The sequence below is a fragment of the Paenibacillus sp. FSL K6-1122 genome, from assembly GCF_037977015.1.
Lineage (GTDB): Bacteria > Bacillota > Bacilli > Paenibacillales > Paenibacillaceae > Paenibacillus > Paenibacillus amylolyticus.
The window spans coordinates 4,338,435-4,354,389 of sequence record NZ_CP150272.1; the positions used below are offsets into that span (position 1 = coordinate 4,338,435).

Sequence of the window (15,955 nt, forward strand, 5' to 3'; positions counted from 1 at the left end):
ATAGCCATACAAGTAATTAATATATTTCACAGGAGCTATAGACCACATCTATGACTACAAATTACGAACTATATAAAGTCTTTTATTGGGCCGCCAAAACGGGAAGTTTGACACAGGCTGCGAAAGCACTGTATATCACTCAACCCAGCGTCAGTCATGCCATTAAGCAATTGGAAGAGAGCTTTGGTCTTACCTTGTTTTATCGAAATTCCAAGGGTGTAGCGCTGACACAGGAAGGTGCCAGTCTATACTCCTATATTGAACAATCCCAGATTCTGATCTCACTTGCAGAAGAAAAAATGGCCGCACTGAAGAATCTCGACAATGGTGAATTGAGAATTGGTGGCAGTGACTCCCTGTTCAAGCATTACATGTTGGCGTATCTAGAGGAATTTCACACCTTGTACCCTAATATCAAGCTACATCTGAGTCATGGAACTACGCCGGAAGTCATCACCTTTCTGAAAGAAGGCAAGATTGATCTTGGTGTTGTTCGGATGCCCATTGTTGATCCACAGCTAGAAGTCAGGGAAAGTATTCAGTTGAAGGACTGTTTTGTAGCTGGGGAACGTTATGCTCAGTTGAAGGGTAAAATCATGACACTTGAGATGCTTCTGGAGCATCAACTGATCCTCTTCTCCCGGAACAGCCGTGTTCGGATGGCTATAACTGAGTTGTTTAACAGCTATAATTACACGTTAAAACCTGAGATTGAGGTTGGTAGTGTTGATCTGTTGATTGAGTTTGCGCGTCGAGGACTGGGTATTTCCTATGTCACACGTGAATTTATCTCCAAAGAGCTGGAGGAAGGTTCTCTCTTCGAAATTCAGCTTGATGTCCCGCTCCCCCCTTCCCATGTGGGGATTATGACCAAACGCAATATGCCGATCTCTCTGGCAGCCAACCGGTTTATGGATCTCATTTTCAAATCCTGAGTGGTCACAATGTCAAAAGGTACAACAAAGAGCCCCACCGTCCAGTTATGGATGATGAGGCTTTTTGGCCTGTATAAAAATTTGTGCTTATCTAACGATTAAAGACTCACCAGATAGGACGCGTCCAATATAAGGGCAACCTTACCATTACCGAGGATCGTTGCTCCAGATAGATGGTTCATCGCTCCCAGATACGTACCGAGCGTCTTAATAACGACTTCCTGATTTCCTATAATCTCATCTACTGCGTAAGCTGCAATTTTATCAACGGAACGCACGATCACCAGTGGAATGGTCTTGGATTTGCGGTCTGTTCGTGGATAGTTGAGCCTGTCGCACAGTCGGTGAAAAGGTACAATTCGTCCATGATTCAGGATCGCTTGTTGCCCCTGGATCATCTGAATATTCTCAGGTGAAATTCGAACAATCTCAGCAACATTATACATCGGCAAGATCAGAACACGACCCGATACTTTGACTAACAGACCTTTAATAATCGCCAGTGTGAGCGGTAGACGAATCGTAAACGTGGTACCCACACCAACCTCCGTATCAATATCAATGATGCCGTTGAGTCGCCCGATCTGACTACGCACGATGTCCATTCCAACACCGCGTCCTGATACTTCACTGACAGAAGAAGCCGTCGAGAAGCCAGGTTCAAATATGAGGTGGACAGCTTCCTGTGTTGTTAGGCGTGCAGCCTGTTCCTCACTAATGATGCCCTTGCCCAAGGCGGAAGCTTTAATCTTCTCACCATCGATACCTTTGCCATCATCCGAATAACGAATGACAACATGATTTTCTTCATGAAACGAAGTTAATGTAATACGTCCTTTGGACGGCTTACCGTTCTCCGCCCGAATCTCTGCACTTTCAATGCCATGATCTGCACTGTTGCGGATGAGATGGATCAGCGGGTCACTCAGTTCTTCAATAATCATCCGGTCAAGCTCAGTCTCTCCACCTTGAATAACCAGTTCCAGATCCTTACCCAGCTTCTGTGATAGGTCACGAACCAATCTCGGGAAGCGACTGAATAGTTGATCAATGGGTAACATCCGTGTCTTCATTACACCTTCTTGGAGTTCCTTGATTACCCTGCCCATATGATCGGATACACCACTAATACTCCGGATGAGTGTTGAAGACTCCTTACGCGCACCCGATCCACTCAGATCTGCAAGGGATGTCTGATCAATTAACAGTTCACCGACCAAATTCATCAAATGGTCCAGACGTTCAACACTCACACGAACTGTAGGTTGAGCAGCTTTCACTTTCTCATCCGGCCCAGTTGTATTCACGGTAGGAAAGCTTTGTTTCGTTTGCTCTGTTTCAGAGATTAATTCAAGTGGTGCAGACGTCGCTGCAACCTCATTGGATTCCAGCAGATATGGATCAATCTCCAGCATATGAATATCCGAGTCTGAAGACAGCTCTGCCTTAAGCTGCTGTTGGTCATTCGACGTTGCTACGATGATGATGAACTGACCATAATGATCATCTTCATTCTGTGCGCCCGGCTGACTCTCCATGAGCGAAGTAGCGACAACCGTACCACAGATGTCCTCAATGCGTTGTCGTAAAATATGATATCTGGCCGCTTTCATCATGCACTTCTGCTCCAGCACAACATGAACGGACAATAACTGCTTCCCTGACACAATAGCTACCTGTGCCATAATCGATTCTGCTGGTTGCAATTGAGGTATTATAAGTTTTCCGACTACTGCCGGAGTCTGAATTAAATCCTTTATTTCTCTTACTACTGCTCGAAAATCTGCATAGGCTTCCCCACGAATGTACTGATCCCGAAGTACCTTCATGGCGTCCAAAGAGCGGAACAACGTATCAATTAGCTCCGAAGTCATCTCCGGTTTTTTCTCCCGGACCCATTCAAGAGCATACTCCACTTCATGCGTGAGGTCGCTTAATTCACGGAAATCCATTGTGGATGCCGATCCCTTGATAGTATGGGCTGCCCGAAACAGCGTCTGAACCAGTTCTACAGATGGCGAAAGCTCCAATGCCAATAAAGACTGATCCATACGTTCCAGTTGATCATTCAGTTCTTCGATAAAGATGTCACGGTAGGCAGACAAATCCATCATTCGTGTATTCCTCCCTAACCGCCCAATATTTCGTCCAGTTTCAAAATGCCCACAAGCTTGTCTTCCTGTTGACCCACACCATGGAATAAACCTTCACGGTTACGACCATATCCGCCGGTTGGCGGATGTATTTCGGAATATGTGGTTACCTTGTTCACACGATCCACGATCAAGCCAATATATTCTTCCTGATGTCGAACTACGATAATACGCGTTGCTCTGGTGTCCGGTTCATCCGGCATACCCAGCAGGTTCCGCAGACTCATCACACATACAACCTTGCCACGCAGATTAACTACCCCTTTGATCTCTGGACGGCTAAATGGAATATCTGTAATGCTAAGCATTTTAATAATTTCGTGAATTTCTTCGATTCGAATGGCGCAAGTCTCTGCACCTACAGACAGTTCAATATATTGTTCCTTCTGAAGTGAAGACATCGATTCACCCTCAATCCAATTTTATTAATTTGTTTTGAAGGCAGCTGCCGAATTCGCCAGTTCTTCCGCAAGATGTGCCAAAGACTGGCATGTTGCCGCTGTCTCTTCAGACGCTGCAGCGGATTCCTCACTGGAAGCCGAGATGGATTCAACAGAGCTCATCACCTCTGCGGCTTGGGCTGCTTCTTCTTCACATGCAGCAGCAATTTCGTTTACTTTCTGTGAAGAGTTATTGACCATATCAATGATCTGATCAAACGCCTGTCCAGTCATGGAAGACTGCTCAACACTGGCTGCTACAGCCTGTACACTTTGTCTCGTATTTTCCTGCATTGCTTTGATGATGGCTGTAATTTCTTTGGTCGCCTCGCCACTTCGTTCGGCAAGTTTCCGGACTTCATCTGCTACTACAGCGAATCCTCGTCCTTGTTCTCCGGCACGTGCCGCTTCAATTGCAGCATTCAGTGCGAGCAGATTGGTCTGCTCAGCGATATCGTCAATCACTTCAATGATGTCACCGATTTTACGAGAATCATCTTCAAGCTTGGTCATTTTTGTATTAACAGCTTGCATACCTTCCAATGAAGTCTGTACAACAAGTCCACCTTCACGGGCAGTCTTCACCGTATCGTTGGACAGTTCAGCCGCTTCTTCCGCACTTGCAGCGACGGAGTTAATGGCAAGTGAAAGCTCCTTGAACAATTCGGAGATATTTCCCGCCTCACTGGATTGGCTTGTGCTGGTGCTCGCAATTTCCTGTGTGCTGGCTGAGATCTGTTCCGAAGAAGCAGCAACACTTTGGGAGTTCATCACGATATTGTTAATTAACTCTTTCAGATTATCGACCATCCGATTCAGTGCCGCGGCTAGTTGACCCACTTCATCTTTGCTGGAGATGTCTGACTTAAGTGTCAGATTTCCGTTGGCAACTTCTGTAGCTAGACCCAGCATGGCCATGAGTGGCTTCGAAATGGAGCGAGAGATGATATATCCAATGAGAATACTGAAGAGTACGGACAGAACCACAAGAATTATCGTTACTTTAAATGCTTGTGAATAGGCAGCCTGAGATTGTATATTCGCCTGTTCAGCCATACTTTCATTAAGGTCGATCAAATTGGTAAGGAGTTCTACAATCCTGTCTCCTTGTGGTTTAAGCTCAGATTTAAGGAAGGTATTAAAGGCACTTTGATCATCTGCGACAGCCAGATTAGTTGCTCGTTCAAACATTGTTAAATATCCTGGATATTCCGCATCAAAATTACGGAGTAACTCTATTTCTTCAGGGGTTGTTGCAAGCGGACGATAGATGGTCAGGCGATCATTCACACTCTGACGGATCGAAGCGATGTTCTCCGTGATCCGAGTTTTTTCGGTTTCAACGGTTTCGAAGCTCAAATCACGCACGTTCACACGCATTCTTTGATAATCAATCTGAGCAGATGATAATTCTTTGACAGAGATTAGATTGTTGTTATACATCTCTTGCATTCGTTCATTCGTACTTCTCAATGTTACTACAGAGTAGACGCCAAGCGCCGCAAGGATTATCGACACAACTAAAAACGCTGAGATAATCTTTGTTGCTGTTTTCAAATTTCCAAACCACTTCATGTAATCTCCTCCTAGGCATCGTAGTGTCCAGTTATGTATATAACGCTTGGTAAACCCTTCTCCTGGTCGCGCTCCAGACAACTTACGATCTATTTCGACATAAATATATTAAAACTGAATAGGAGATTTTTATTTCTATAAATTTGCACTATTATGAATTTTTATTTCAGATATAAAGAATCTTCTTTTTAAAATAATTTATACTTTTTACCTATTTAATTTCTTTTTACATTTACATATATACGTATAATCAACATTCTGCATTGAATTACACATCCATCTCCATACAAAATTTCATGTGACATGATCTTCTTTTATTTATACAAGAAGTTATATAGTTCTTACGTCTAACAAATATCATTTTCCACACAAAAAATTATGTATTTTTTCTGTACACACTCAACATTTCAAGACCTAAGTCTAATAAATGATTACTTATACTGAGTCCATTTTCCCAAAAAAAAAAAAAAAAAAAAAAAAAAAAAAACAAACCCGAATCAACAAAGTTTGGTTTTGAAGCGAAAAAATACACTTCAAATTAACATAAAACCCGTTTAAAACTAATTACTTATGTGTTATATAACTGCTCCAGTTCAATTAAGCGATCCTTAATCCTGTGCGGAATAATACCAAACAGATTATCCCACGTCATGAACATCTCCGGTTTTAGTAAATATTCTTCGAACTCCATGGTAGGTACAAACGCTTTGGTCTGCAGATAACGCTCCACCTGAGCATCGATCTGTTCATTCGTTTCAAAATAATCTTGAAACAACTCATTCACAAGTAGCCCATCACATCCAGCTTCGGCACCTGCTGCACTATACAGGTTTGGCAATAACTCAAATACAACCGGAAGTGGTGAGAAAGCATGTTTGCCAGGCTGTGAGTACAGACATACATGATGTCCAACCACATTGACCCGTTCCTTCAATAATCCGCGCAACACCTTCCCATGAAAGCTGGCTTCACAGTCTACTACCTCTCCGTCATGACCCACATAAACCCATACATGCTCCATTTCATACAGATGTCCAATCTCATAATCCCACCAGATTGCATATTCAATTACATATTGTACTACCTCGGTCGGAAACTTAATGTCCCTTCTGAACGATGGTGAAGACCCAGATTGATGCAACACAGAAATGCCAACAAAATCAGGATAAAAGGGTTCGGCTCTGTCAAACATCAAAATAGGTGCATAACTCATTGCAGTTTCAAGCGTTTTCATTTCTGACATGTTCATTCATGAGTCCTCCGTTTTTGTTGGATGTTCATACTATACTAACAGAGAACGTAACCCACTGACTCAGGCATTTTGAATTTTTTCTAATATAATACCAACCCCTCCATGGACTTCATACGATTATTACATCGACACATCAAAAAGCCTGCAACTGATATTCTCCAGTTACAGGCTGTGTACTTTGATAATAAATAAGGAATCTTGACTTAAGATTTCAGCTTATTGGATGGTGACACGGACGTCTTGGAAGGTGAAGTCGATTGATCAGAAACCTGCGTATCACACCCTATTGGAGGGCCCAGAATCGCATCATTTTTAATGGAAGCAACAGCTCTCGTATATGCCTCTTCATCCAAACAGTACGCGCGGTGAGCCACCTCCGGCGGTGTAGCTGCCAAGAAATCCGCTCCAAACACAATATCAGGCGTTGGTTGATCAAAGATTGTTAAGACATATACATCATCTGTCTCAGCGACAAACCAGTGAAACCAGCCTTTCGGAAATACCACAACCTGACCTGGTTTCAGACGATATGTCAATCGTTCACGCGTAAACGGATTAAAGACTGACGCTGTAATTTCACCGGTGATGACCACAACCATCTCCGTGACATTGGTGTGCCAGTGTGGCTGCACAATGATTCCTTTGCTTAAGTACACGTTGAAGAACCCATTTGCAATGGTCGGCAGCTGTTCTCCAAACAACTGGGTTACATAGTTGCGTGAATCCCTCTGATAATTGACAACCGCATTGGAATCGGCTGCCAGCGGAACATTCGGGGCTTGTAAAATCGGATTCATCATACGATCATTTCTCCTCCTTGGGCATACATCTCATTGTTGTACTGTATGCCGGAGAATAGAAAGATAATACCGTTGACACATGTTATATATTGTTTTTAATCCTGAACTTTAGGTTTCTTAGAATCTTGTATAAACAAACTAGACTTGACCAGGGAATCTGCCTCCGGCTGCAATGCCTTGGGGAGATATGTGATCTATCTGGTTCATCTCATCATCCGTAAGCGAAACCTGTAGCGCCCCTAAGTTCTCGTGAACTCTTTCCAGATTGCGAGTCCCCGGGATCGGAACGATATGTTCTCCCTTTCCAAGCAACCAAGCCAGAGCAAGTTGAGAGACCGTACACCCTTTTTGCTTAGCCATCTCTTGGATCAATCCAACAACCTCCAGATTTTTCTGAAAGTTCTCACCTTGGAAACGCGGATAGTGACGACGATAATCATCTTCCGGCAGATCGTCTATAGAACGGATCTGACCTGTCAGGAAGCCCCGCCCCAAAGGGCTGTATGGAACCAAGCCAATGTTCAATTCATGCAGGACAGGCATAATCTCATCCTCAAGCTCTCGACTCCATAATGAATATTCGGTCTGCAATGCTGTAATCGGATGAACAGCATCTGCACGCCGAATGATCTCCACTGGCGCTTCGGACAAACCAATATATCGAATCTTCCCCTGTTGAACCAGATCGGCAAGTGTGCCTATGGTCTCTTCAATGGGTGTATTCGGATCAGGACGATGTTGATAATACAGATCGATATAATCCATTCCCAGGTTGTAGAGACTTGCATCTACTGATTTTTTGATGTAGGCCGGATCTCCCTTGGGGCCCTGCGTGTGTGTTATACCAAATTTGGTGGCAACGATTGCTTTGGATCTTCGACCTTGAAGCGCGCGTCCAAGCAGTTTTTCATTCCCACCAAATCGCTGTTTTTCATACGCTCCGTACAGATCCGCCGTATCAAACATGGTGACTCCTGCATCCAGCGCACCCTGAATGGTATGTACAGATTCGTCATTATCCGGCATCATCATCACACCCAGGCCGAGCGCAGATATTCGTAATTTATCATTTCCCAGTGTTCTTGTTTTGAGCATGAGGCTCCCTCTTTTCATCTTGAAATAGAAACGTTAACTAGATACGTATGAACTTGAGTTCATTCTATTTCACTTCCGAGACCCCAACCACACTCTGTTTATGCTAGTAAAGAAATTACCAGTTTGATTAACTTTCTATATGGCAACAGGAACGTAAATACAACAATGAATGCCTGATTGGCTGTTCAGATTATTCATGGAAAAGATATCGTATGCATGCACAACGCCATCTGCCCGATCCGTCGTTTCAAGCAGGACACGATTGACTTGTTTGAATTCAACTTGGTGCAGGTTCCAGATCGTTCGGAAGTCTACACTTTCTTCACTCAATTGTTTCACGATTCTGCTGAATTCGGGGTCACTCGGATACTTATCATAATACGTACGGAATACGGCTACCGAGTGCCGCGCGAATTCCTCCCAGTTGTGCATACGCTCCCTGAGCGCTGTATCCAGAAATAAAATCCGCATCATTAAACGCTCATTCACATTCATCGACGAGAAGTTGAAGAGGTTCGTGTCTGCAGCTTCATTCCAGGCAAGTACCTCAGAACGTTCATTGGTAATAAAGGAAGGATGAGTCAACTGGCCAATAATACTCTGCCACCCTGGCTCCAGTTGCGAATACGAAGCAAGGAATTCATGTTCCGTATTAGGGTCCCATAAGTCAAATAGATGACTCTTCTCTTCCAGGGTTAAACGGAGCGCATCCGCTATACTCTGCATCACTTCTCGTGAAGCCGCCAACTCCCTACCCTGTTCGAGCCACGTGTAATACGTCGCACTGACACCAGCCAATACCGCTACTTCTTCCCGCCGTAGACCGGGTGTTCTTCGCTGTCCATAAGATCCTGACAATCCAACCTGTTCCGGTTGAATGCGGCTTCTCCGTGATTTCAAGAACTCACCCAGTTTTTTGTTACGGCTCATACTTGTATCCATAGACATCGTTCCTTTTTATAAAAGTATTCAAGCCTATTCGGCTCTATCCCAAAATGGTAGTCTCTGAATGACTTTGATATAATTCATCTATTATTAGTTCTGCAGAATACTTGGTTTACAAGTAGCTTAGCATCGATTGATGCAGAACGAAAGGAGCATAACATGATCCCCAATGTTGGAGATGTGTACTGCGTGTATGTCGAAAAATTACAACAATATACAGCCTGTCAGGTAACTGGACTGAAAGAAACGGAGGGTAAAACTTCCAACACGCTTGCCTCGGTCCTTCAGTTGGATTGGACTGGTGATCAACTGCCTAATGAAATGCAGCTTCATCAGATGAAACCGTTGATCTGTAATTTCTATTTCTGGCATGATCGACTTGCCCATAGTTTCGTGAGTGCTAATGTTCCTTCACAGTATGTGCTTGCAGGCAATATCCCTCCTCTCTACACAGAGGAAACAAATACGTATGGCGGAGGCTGGCCGATCGGAGAAAGTCTCTATCTCCAGCGTGAATGGGAAGGTATCGATGCGATCCGAAGAGCGCAGTTCAAACAAGCTGCGGATGATGACAAAGAAGTCATGGTTGGCGATCGTGTAATGCGGCGCAGTACGAGTACACTCCGCGATTTCAGCCCTAGATCTTCTAAAGATGTAGCCGAACTCGCAAAACTACCTTGTCTGACACATATTGAAATGGATGGATATACGGAATCGATCTTTACATTTATAGAAGACAACCCGTTCATTAATGAACTTCATATCATAGATCATGGTCAAACGATGCTGGATATCAGCAACAGTCATCTGACCAAACTTATTGTGGATGTCAGCGGGTTGAAGGAGTTAATTTTGAACACAAAGATGAAAAGTCTGAATTTCACAGGTGAGCTGTCTCCTGATCTGCGTATCGCGGCTTATGAAGAGGGTAAATGCATCACTCTCAATGTTCCATCGGGCCTGCCACAGGTTACGGGTATCTCGCGACTTGAAGGTCTGTATATCAGAGATATCACGGAACTCAATCTGGAGCCACTTATGCAGTATTATCCTGAGCTTTCAGAGTTACGATTGTGGGGTAAACCCGGCAATGTATCCCATATAGAGTCGATTCAGCATTTGGCAAATTTGCAAACCTTCACTACATATGACCTGTTCGGCTTCAAAGGTGAACAATTCCCTGATCCAGAGCAACTTCCAAAATTGGCTACGCTGTGGCTAACCAGCCTGCCTGCCGATGCAGCCAAATCGATCAAAACAAGATATAAAAAATTCGCTGCTGCCGGACTTGATATGGAAATCACCAAAGCACGCAAACCCGAATGGCTTGCGGAGAACCTGAACAATCCGTTTCGGGATTGGGATGGGCGGGACCACATCAAGGCAGCACACGCCAAAAAAGCAGCTCAATTGTACAAGCAGTGCTTGAAGGAAATCCGTCAGTTAAGTCAAGATTTTAATAATCAAGAAGCTGTGCACAAACAGCTCGTCTCCATGGTTGAGAACTACACACAGACCTTCAACAAGATGGATGCCAAGACCGGATTTATTGAAACTGTTGAGCGGGAAGAGATTTATGTTGTTCTAACGGAGTTGCTGGATCAATTACAGCAGCATTTGGAACTGCGTCAAGATGATTTGATTAAGGTTAATCACGAGGAATTATATGAGGTATTTGATCGTTTGAGGGATTTTTAGTTCACCAATAAACCGTTGTTTACGGAAAAAGGGTCCTGTTATGAACATGGCAAGACCCTTTTTTGCATGAATAGAATTTCTTGCACTCTATTTTCAAAAAGACGACGTGACTCGGGCAGAACTTTGGGTCGCTCGATCCTATGATAAGCCACACAAATTCAAGTAATTCAGGATCGATGCGGTATCATCAATGGAGGTGCGCAAGGCGATGTAACCGTCAGGACGAATCAATACAAGTTCTTTACTTGCGACATCGTAAACTCGATAGGCATTCCCTGCAGTGTCTATTATGCCTTCCGCCCCCTCCACCTTCGATGGCAGAATATAATGCAAATGGAGTGCATCGTTCGTGAAGTTCTTCAGAGAAGGATCAATGTAGTTTGCAAAAGCCAAAAGCGTCCAGTGTGGGCCGCGCAAGAGGTCAAAGACACTTCCTGCAAACCCGGTGCCTTGTAGTCCAGTAGCATTAGGAGCACGATCTCCAGGAAGTAAACGGGTAGCATTTGTTCGAGCAGACGGATGGGTAAGCGAACTTGAACGATAGGAAATGAGAAGCCCGCTCGTCAGATCGTCGGATATGATGCTCAAGGATTGGGACAACCCTCCGCCTTCAGTCGCCGTTCTTATAACGCCTCCCATTTTCTTTGTGCTGTCTTTGAGCACGGCCTGAGCCACTGGGCGGCGCTCCTCATCGTAGGTGTCGAGTAAGGCGGTGTCTGCTCCGCGTATGACAGCCGCCAGCTTCCAGCCGAGGTTGTATGCGTCCTGTATTCCCGTATTCATGCCTTGACCACCGGCCGGCGAATGAACATGAGCCGCATCACCGGCAAGGAAAACCCGGTTGTTTCGGTAACATTCAACCATACGAACGTTGACCCGGTAGATGGACAACCAAGAAGCATCCGTAAGCCGAACACGTCCGGACCCGGCACGACGGTCAAACATGGCTTGATACGCCTCTAGCGACGGCTGCTCTGGTTCATCGATGGCTGCCGGAATTGTAGCCTGCAGTTGCCAAATATCGGATTTTGGCAGCGGCGTCACCCCGATCATCCCCTCCGAAGAAGTCCAGATATGGATATGGTCACGATCTAACCCTTCCAATCCTACATCGCCAAGATACCATCGCTCATGATCATGTGTTTCCCCAACCAACGGTAAGTGTATAAATTTGCGTATATTGCTTTTGCCCCCGTCAGCGCCGACTACATAACGAGCACGAATTTGCTCTTCTCCTTGTGGTGTATTCACCGTTACCGATACACCATCCACATCCTGAACAAGCCCTACAGCTTCCATGCCCAACTCAACTTGACCGCCAAATACTGCATATCGGTCGCGCAACGCTTTTTCCACATCAAATTGAGCAATCCAGACCGGATCACGATAGGGTGTCTCAAGTTCGGCGCTGGCTGCAACGGTAATAGTCGGCTTGTCCACACTTCTGCCATCTGCGGTATAATAACGAACAGGCAAGTCCACAACACCTGTATCAACAATGTAGTGAACGGCTTCCAAATCATCGATGACTTCAAGCGAGCGAGGTTGGATTCCTTTGGCGCGAGATGCAACGTTATACACGGTGTTTCGTTCAATAATACGATGGTTGACGTTTCGACGGGCAAGGTCGCAGGCAAGTGTAAGCCCTGTGGGTCCGGCCCCGACAATGAGAACATCAACAACAGACGGTATGGTATTCATGAATAAAAACCTCCTTGATCATTGATTTGATGCGCTACATTTGTTACACTACACCGTACAGTGTAGCTTGTAAAGCAGGACTCTAATCAATTTGTAAAATACACATATAAGGGGGAAAACGTAAGAATGGATCATACGGAAAACAAGAAAATCCGCAAAGGCTCTTCAGACAAACGAGCTAATATTATTGCGGCGGCACGAGAGCTATTTCTTTCAGACGGGTTTGATCGTTCCAGCGTCGATGCGGTCGCAACTAAAGCGGGAGTTTCCAAACGGACAGTTTATGATTATTATGGCGACAAACAGAACCTACTGCTTGCCGTTGTTGAAGAATCCAGTTCGGCGGTTCTGGTCATGATTGAGCAAGGGATTTCAGACCACCTCTGGAAATTCGAAGATCTTGAGCAGGCGCTCATCTTATTTTGTGAGCAAATCGTAGCTTCTGCAAACGGTTCGGCAGATTACAAGGCTTTGATGCGTCTGGTTATGGTGGAAGCTGCCAACCTGCCAGACTCGTTTTTTGAAAGGCTGGATAACGCAACTGAAGAGGGAATTATCATGAGGTTTACAGCGTTTGGACAAAACGGACTGCTCGATGTGATTGATCCTAAAATGGCTGCAAAGCACTTCGCTGCATTAACGTTTTTATTGGTATTTAATCAATCGGGAAAAATCGAGACATTAGATGAGGAACAAACTAAACATATCATCACTGAAGGCGTACGCGTCTTTCTTTGCGCTTATGCCCCACAACGTAAGTCTTAAAATCGCCATTGTAAACGCAAAAACGGAACGAAGCATGCTGATACCCTGCTTCGTTCCGCCCATCTTTTAATCTTCGTCCCATTTCGTTAGTGATCTTGCTCTAATCTAAAGCAGCCCTTCATTGAATGGAAAAAACTTCTTTTTTCAATGATTCTTCTGGCGTCTGCCCTATCACATCACTGTGAAAATAATCGCGGATAACGCCATCTTGAAGATAGTTGGCGATCGACACCATAATCATCCCTTGATCCAGTGCCAGATAAGCTTTTGCAAGTTCTCCTGTTTCAACATTGACTGAGTCATAGAACCCATATTTGCCAAACATTTTGAAGTTCTTTAAAGCTTTAATGTTCTTTCGAACTGCTTCAGGGGCATAATCCAGAGCAAGGAATGTTGCGTGTGCTGTTACCGTTGCTCCATCTTTGTAACCTGAGGTACCTAACGGTGTTGCTGCAAACTCACTGTAACCTGTCGGAGTGGCAGAAGGTGAGAAGCCCCATGCGGCGTACCCTTTTTCTTTGGCGTATTCGATCTGCAATTCGACATGACGCTGGTTGTTCAATCCCAAAGCTTGAGTACCCAGGTCTTTTTCCTTTATGACCATACCGGGCATAAGAGCTTCAAACATACTACCTCCCCAGCTTGGCACGAACTTTTTATCCTTGTATACATAACTTCCTTCAAACACATCCACTCCATCGTACTTAACGGATTTGCCTTGAGGAATCTGAGCTTGCCAATCCCATTCTTGAGGTAATGTGCGATACATCTTCCACCAATGATCTTGAGGAACGTCACCTTTCCCAATAGCAATATAGCTGCCTACACGTGGTTCCGTATAAAACATCCCATAATGGTGGTCCGTCAGCGCGCCTTTAGCCACATCATAACCGCCGCGGAATTGGCCGACTTCAGGATCATATAGCGGAGTATAATTCATATTTGTAACCAACTTGCTTGTTTCCCCATGAAGTTCTTCATAGGCTTGCCCAACAACAATTAAACCAGCGGATAACCAGCCATTATCGACTTGGGAAATAAATTGGCCCCAATCTTTCTTCACTGATCCGTCATCCGTGTTATACCAGTTATAAAATAGGCCGTTCCACTTTTCTAACTTTTCGAGGGAATTTATTGTTGTTTGCAGGCGATGTACAGCTTCTTTCTTAGAAATAATGCCCAATTGTTGCGCTGAAACGGTACTCATCATATACATTGCGATGTTTGTGGGCGAGGTACGTTTAGCTTCTTCTATCCCGTTTTCAGTGTGCCGTACTTCATCGTAAGTCAAGCCAGTATTCTGATCCGTATAGTCCTCAAAAAACGTATAGGTCTTATATGCAATCGCTTTCAATTCTGTTCGAAATCCAATTAAATTGCTTGAGTCACCTGCTGAAGCCATAGGAGTTAAAGCTAGATTAGCTAACAGACAAAAAGTTAAAATGAAGCTGAATTGTTTTACTTTTTTCATGATTTTCTCCCTTCAAATGGATTCGAAACGTTTCGTATATATGTTATCATAATTTTCCCATTTCCGTAAACAAGAAAATAGAACGCTTACAAATACTGAATATAATGTGGCTTAATTATAAGTGTGAAATTCGAAACGTTTCATTAAAGGGACTACATTAAGGCAACTCACGTGGAATTATATGACGATTTGATCGTTTAAGGGTCTTTTAGAGATTCTAAATTGTGGAGATTAAAAGCCCGACTCCATAGGAATCAGGCTTAACCCTTCACGTATCCATTCTGAACCATTCTAATTTGCTACAACTGTTGTTCCGCAATACTCGCAGTCCGTTGATTGCTTAGGAAGCACTTTTGCCTTCGCCCCACACCCCGGGCAACTCACTGAAACAGGCCTTTGTGGCTCTTCAACTTTTTCATCGGCTTTCTCTTCAGTGTTTTCCTTATCTGAAAAATTGATCTCTGTATAGTTAATTGTATTATGACTACTGTAACTCACGGTGTTGCTATTGTAACTTGAATAAGTATGCGGATTCGCATTTTCGCGATCAAGATGACCTCCATAGTCTCCCCCATAAAACTTTCGTTCAGGGACACGCTTTTTCTTAACACGTTTTTTCCTAAGCAATTTAATACCAAAAAACAAAAATAAAAATTCAATAATAATAACTCCAATTATGCCAAATAGATCCCCACTTTTGTGATTGTCTGCATTGAAAAAAGCAATGGGTGTGCCAATTGCATACACCATAAAAATGAGCCCGAAAAACTTCCTCAATTTGATTCCTCCCAAACAAACTCTACGCCTAACCGACACACTACAAGTATCCGTCCGCTAAAACTGTTAAAGTCTATTTATGTTAGCTACGACTAAGAGATCCTCATTGTCGTTCCACAATACTCACAATCCGCAGACAAAGTAGGATATACCTTTACCTTGGCCCCACACCCTGAACAATTCACGGATACAGATTCTTGAGGTTCATCTTCTCTATCTTCATATTTCTCATTATGCTGATCTTCGTAATATTGATTATCATTAGAATTGTGATGGTATTGATCAGTGTTAGAACGAGATTTAGGTCGACCACACATTTTAATGCCCGTAACAAGTACGATAACTCCA

13 protein-coding genes are annotated in these 15,955 nt (G+C 44.0%); 3 read left to right on the top strand and 10 right to left on the bottom strand.

The genetic code is table 11. The features are described from left to right. The first annotated feature begins 50 nt into the window (after window positions 1-50). Window positions 51-935, top strand: a complete 885-nt coding sequence (locus NSQ20_RS19450; protein ID WP_036613457.1) for a LysR family transcriptional regulator — start codon at window positions 51-53, stop codon at window positions 933-935. Between the two features lie 98 nt (window positions 936-1,033). On the opposite strand, the gene NSQ20_RS19455 is transcribed toward NSQ20_RS19450, so the two are convergent. The 7 genes from NSQ20_RS19455 to NSQ20_RS19485 all read right to left on the bottom strand — a co-directional run bounded on the left by NSQ20_RS19455 (window position 1,034) and on the right by NSQ20_RS19485 (window position 9,192). After that, on the bottom strand, window positions 1,034-3,049 hold the full coding sequence (locus NSQ20_RS19455; protein WP_340030637.1) for a chemotaxis protein CheA: 2,016 nt from the start codon (window positions 3,047-3,049) through the stop codon (window positions 1,034-1,036). A 14-nt stretch (window positions 3,050-3,063) separates the two neighbouring features. Continuing rightward, a complete protein-coding gene (locus NSQ20_RS19460; protein WP_017687852.1) occupies window positions 3,064-3,489 on the bottom strand; it encodes a chemotaxis protein CheW in 426 nt (141 codons plus the stop codon). Window positions 3,490-3,513: 24 nt separating this feature from the next. After that, a complete protein-coding gene (locus NSQ20_RS19465; RefSeq protein WP_339194152.1) occupies window positions 3,514-5,103 on the bottom strand; it encodes a methyl-accepting chemotaxis protein in 1,590 nt (529 codons plus the stop codon). Between the two features lie 568 nt (window positions 5,104-5,671). Continuing rightward, entirely contained in the window at window positions 5,672-6,352 is a 681-nt protein-coding gene (locus tag NSQ20_RS19470) for a hypothetical protein (RefSeq protein WP_340030638.1), read from the bottom strand. Window positions 6,353-6,558: 206 nt separating this feature from the next. Then, on the bottom strand, window positions 6,559-7,155 hold the full coding sequence (locus NSQ20_RS19475; RefSeq protein WP_076250084.1) for a cupin domain-containing protein: 597 nt from the start codon (window positions 7,153-7,155) through the stop codon (window positions 6,559-6,561). Window positions 7,156-7,293: 138 nt separating this feature from the next. After that, the gene (locus NSQ20_RS19480) at window positions 7,294-8,250 is read right to left on the bottom strand and encodes an aldo/keto reductase (protein WP_340030640.1); all 957 of its coding nucleotides are present in this window, start codon (window positions 8,248-8,250) and stop codon (window positions 7,294-7,296) included. Between the two features lie 135 nt (window positions 8,251-8,385). After that, window positions 8,386-9,192 carry a helix-turn-helix transcriptional regulator gene (locus tag NSQ20_RS19485; protein WP_340029116.1) on the bottom strand — a complete coding sequence of 269 codons (807 nt, stop codon included), beginning with the start codon at window positions 9,190-9,192 and terminating at the stop codon, window positions 8,386-8,388. Between the two features lie 162 nt (window positions 9,193-9,354). Between NSQ20_RS19485 and NSQ20_RS19490 the strand changes: the two genes are divergently transcribed. Then, window positions 9,355-10,893, top strand: a complete 1,539-nt coding sequence (locus NSQ20_RS19490; protein WP_340030642.1) for a hypothetical protein — start codon at window positions 9,355-9,357, stop codon at window positions 10,891-10,893. 138 nt (window positions 10,894-11,031) lie between these two features. Here the strand turns inward: NSQ20_RS19490 and NSQ20_RS19495 are convergent, their stop codons facing one another. Beyond that, window positions 11,032-12,594 carry an FAD-dependent monooxygenase gene (locus NSQ20_RS19495; RefSeq protein ID WP_340030644.1) on the bottom strand — a complete coding sequence of 521 codons (1,563 nt, stop codon included), beginning with the start codon at window positions 12,592-12,594 and terminating at the stop codon, window positions 11,032-11,034. A 126-nt stretch (window positions 12,595-12,720) separates the two neighbouring features. Between NSQ20_RS19495 and NSQ20_RS19500 the strand changes: the two genes are divergently transcribed. Further along, window positions 12,721-13,359 carry a TetR/AcrR family transcriptional regulator gene (locus tag NSQ20_RS19500; RefSeq protein WP_340030645.1) on the top strand — a complete coding sequence of 213 codons (639 nt, stop codon included), beginning with the start codon at window positions 12,721-12,723 and terminating at the stop codon, window positions 13,357-13,359. A 118-nt stretch (window positions 13,360-13,477) separates the two neighbouring features. Here NSQ20_RS19500 and NSQ20_RS19505 read toward each other — a convergent pair whose 3' ends face one another. Together NSQ20_RS19505 and NSQ20_RS19510 are read right to left on the bottom strand one after the other, a co-directional pair. After that, window positions 13,478-14,830: a glucoamylase family protein gene (locus NSQ20_RS19505; protein ID WP_340030646.1), complete on the bottom strand. Its 1,353-nt coding sequence runs from the start codon at window positions 14,828-14,830 to the stop codon at window positions 13,478-13,480. 291 nt (window positions 14,831-15,121) lie between these two features. Next, a complete protein-coding gene (locus tag NSQ20_RS19510) occupies window positions 15,122-15,607 on the bottom strand; it encodes a hypothetical protein (protein ID WP_340030647.1) in 486 nt (161 codons plus the stop codon). Window positions 15,608-15,955: the final 348 nt, after the last annotated feature.

What these genes read in the sequence shown, in the direction of transcription:
- NSQ20_RS19450 (WP_036613457.1), top strand. Translation starts at nt 51, where the DNA reads ATGACTACAAATTACGAACTATATAAAGTCTTTTATTGGGCCGCCAAA.
- NSQ20_RS19455 (WP_340030637.1), bottom strand. Translation starts at nt 3,049, where the DNA reads ATGATGGATTTGTCTGCCTACCGTGACATCTTTATCGAAGAACTGAAT.
- NSQ20_RS19460 (WP_017687852.1), bottom strand. Translation starts at nt 3,489, where the DNA reads ATGTCTTCACTTCAGAAGGAACAATATATTGAACTGTCTGTAGGTGCA.
- NSQ20_RS19465 (WP_339194152.1), bottom strand. Translation starts at nt 5,103, where the DNA reads ATGAAGTGGTTTGGAAATTTGAAAACAGCAACAAAGATTATCTCAGCG.
- NSQ20_RS19470 (WP_340030638.1), bottom strand. Translation starts at nt 6,352, where the DNA reads ATGAACATGTCAGAAATGAAAACGCTTGAAACTGCAATGAGTTATGCA.
- NSQ20_RS19475 (WP_076250084.1), bottom strand. Translation starts at nt 7,155, where the DNA reads ATGATGAATCCGATTTTACAAGCCCCGAATGTTCCGCTGGCAGCCGAT.
- NSQ20_RS19480 (WP_340030640.1), bottom strand. Translation starts at nt 8,250, where the DNA reads ATGCTCAAAACAAGAACACTGGGAAATGATAAATTACGAATATCTGCG.
- NSQ20_RS19485 (WP_340029116.1), bottom strand. Translation starts at nt 9,192, where the DNA reads ATGGATACAAGTATGAGCCGTAACAAAAAACTGGGTGAGTTCTTGAAA.
- NSQ20_RS19490 (WP_340030642.1), top strand. Translation starts at nt 9,355, where the DNA reads ATGATCCCCAATGTTGGAGATGTGTACTGCGTGTATGTCGAAAAATTA.
- NSQ20_RS19495 (WP_340030644.1), bottom strand. Translation starts at nt 12,594, where the DNA reads ATGAATACCATACCGTCTGTTGTTGATGTTCTCATTGTCGGGGCCGGA.
- NSQ20_RS19500 (WP_340030645.1), top strand. Translation starts at nt 12,721, where the DNA reads ATGGATCATACGGAAAACAAGAAAATCCGCAAAGGCTCTTCAGACAAA.
- NSQ20_RS19505 (WP_340030646.1), bottom strand. Translation starts at nt 14,830, where the DNA reads ATGAAAAAAGTAAAACAATTCAGCTTCATTTTAACTTTTTGTCTGTTA.